The sequence below is a fragment of the Pseudomonas typographi genome (assembly GCF_014694385.1).
Lineage (GTDB): Bacteria > Pseudomonadota > Gammaproteobacteria > Pseudomonadales > Pseudomonadaceae > Aquipseudomonas > Aquipseudomonas typographi.
In genome coordinates, this window is sequence record NZ_JAAOCA010000077.1 from 2,501 (window position 1) to 5,283 (window position 2,783).

Annotated in this window: 1 rRNA gene (cut by a window edge); it reads left to right on the top strand. The window is 53.1% G+C overall.

From position 1 onward, the window contains the following. Positions 1 to 2,707 (top strand): 23S ribosomal RNA (locus HAQ05_RS27585); it begins 185 nt to the left of the window's first position. Positions 2,708 to 2,783: the final 76 nt, after the last annotated feature.

Genomic DNA, 2,783 nt, shown 5'->3' on the forward strand with positions numbered 1-2,783 from the left:
GGGGAACTGAAACATCTAAGTACCCTGAGGAATAGAAATCAACCGAGATTCCCTTAGTAGTGGCGAGCGAACGGGGACCAGCCCTTAAGCTGGCTTGAGATTAGTGGAAGGCCCTGGAAAGGGCGGCCGTAGTGGGTGATAGCCCCGTACACGAAAATCTCTTGCCAGTGAAATCGAGTAGGACGGAGCACGAGAAACTTTGTCTGAACATGGGGGGACCATCCTCCAAGGCTAAATACTACTGACTGACCGATAGTGAACCAGTACCGTGAGGGAAAGGCGAAAAGAACCCCGGAGAGGGGAGTGAAATAGAACCTGAAACCGTATGCGTACAAGCAGTGGGAGCAGACTTGTTCTGTGACTGCGTACCTTTTGTATAATGGGTCAGCGACTTATATTCAGTGGCGAGCTTAACCGAATAGGGGAGGCGTAGCGAAAGCGAGTCTTAATAGGGCGTTTAGTCGCTGGGTATAGACCCGAAACCGGGCGATCTATCCATGGGCAGGTTGAAGGTTAGGTAACACTGACTGGAGGACCGAACCGACTACCGTTGAAAAGTTAGCGGATGACCTGTGGATCGGAGTGAAAGGCTAATCAAGCTCGGAGATAGCTGGTTCTCCTCGAAAGCTATTTAGGTAGCGCCTCATGTATCACTGTAGGGGGTAGAGCACTGTTTCGGCTAGGGGGTCATCCCGACTTACCAAACCGATGCAAACTCCGAATACCTACAAGTGCCGAGCATGGGAGACACACGGCGGGTGCTAACGTCCGTCGTGAAAAGGGAAACAACCCAGACCGTCAGCTAAGGTCCCAAAATCCTGGTTAAGTGGGAAACGATGTGGGAAGGCTTAGACAGCTAGGAGGTTGGCTTAGAAGCAGCCACCCTTTAAAGAAAGCGTAATAGCTCACTAGTCGAGTCGGCCTGCGCGGAAGATGTAACGGGGCTCAAACCAGGTACCGAAGCTACGGGTGTCACTTAGGTGACGCGGTAGAGGAGCGTTCTGTAAGCCTGTGAAGGTGAGTTGAGAAGCTTGCTGGAGGTATCAGAAGTGCGAATGCTGACATGAGTAACGACAATGGGTGTGAAAAACACCCACGCCGAAAAACCAAGGTTTCCTGCGCAACGTTAATCGACGCAGGGTTAGTCGGTCCCTAAGGCGAGGCTGAAAAGCGTAGTCGATGGAAAACAGGTTAATATTCCTGTACTTGCGGTTACTGCGATGGAGGGACGGAGAAGGCTAGGCCAGCTTGGCGTTGGTTGTCCAAGTTTAAGGTGGTAGGCCGAATACCTAGGCAAATCCGGGTGTTCAAGGCCGAGAACTGATGACGAGCGCTCATTTTTGAGCGTGAAGTGGTCGATGCCCTGCTTCCAAGAAAAGCTTCTAAGCTTCAGGTAATCGCGAACCGTACCCCAAACCGACACAGGTGGTTGGGTAGAGAATACCAAGGCGCTTGAGAGAACTCGGGTGAAGGAACTAGGCAAAATGGCACCGTAACTTCGGGAGAAGGTGCGCCGGCGAGGGTGAAGGACTTGCTCCGTAAGCCCGCGCTGGTCGAAGATACCAGGCCGCTGCGACTGTTTATTAAAAACACAGCACTCTGCAAACACGAAAGTGGACGTATAGGGTGTGACGCCTGCCCGGTGCCGGAAGGTTAATTGATGGGGTTAGCGCAAGCGAAGCTCTTGATCGAAGCCCCGGTAAACGGCGGCCGTAACTATAACGGTCCTAAGGTAGCGAAATTCCTTGTCGGGTAAGTTCCGACCTGCACGAATGGCGTAACGATGGCGGCGCTGTCTCCACCCGAGACTCAGTGAAATTGAAATCGCTGTGAAGATGCAGTGTATCCGCGGCTAGACGGAAAGACCCCGTGAACCTTTACTATAGCTTTGCACTGGACTTTGAGCTTGCTTGTGTAGGATAGGTGGGAGGCTTTGAAGCGTGAACGCCAGTTTGCGTGGAGCCAACCTTGAAATACCACCCTGGCAACCTTGAGGTTCTAACTCAGGTCCGTAATCCGGATCGAGGACAGTGTATGGTGGGTAGTTTGACTGGGGCGGTCTCCTCCCAAAGAGTAACGGAGGAGTACGAAGGTGCGCTCAGACCGGTCGGAAATCGGTCGCAGAGTATAAAGGCAAAAGCGCGCTTGACTGCGAGACCCACACGTCGAGCAGGTACGAAAGTAGGTCTTAGTGATCCGGTGGTTCTGTATGGAAGGGCCATCGCTCAACGGATAAAAGGTACTCCGGGGATAACAGGCTGATACCGCCCAAGAGTTCATATCGACGGCGGTGTTTGGCACCTCGATGTCGGCTCATCACATCCTGGGGCTGAAGCCGGTCCCAAGGGTATGGCTGTTCGCCATTTAAAGTGGTACGCGAGCTGGGTTTAGAACGTCGTGAGACAGTTCGGTCCCTATCTGCCGTGGACGTTTGAGATTTGAGAGGGGCTGCTCCTAGTACGAGAGGACCGGAGTGGACGAACCTCTGGTGTTCCGGTTGTCACGCCAGTGGCATTGCCGGGTAGCTACGTTCGGAAGAGATAACCGCTGAAAGCATCTAAGCGGGAAACTTGCCTCAAGATGAGATCTCACTGGGATCTTGAATCCCCTAAAGGGCCGTCGAAGACTACGACGTTGATAGGTGGGGTGTGTAAGCGCTGTGAGGCGTTGAGCTAACCCATACTAATTGCCCGTGAGGCTTGACCATATAACACCCAAGCAATCTGCTGCGGCAGGTTGAGCGGGCGAAGACGCCACAACCGAAAATTCGTGACACTCACACA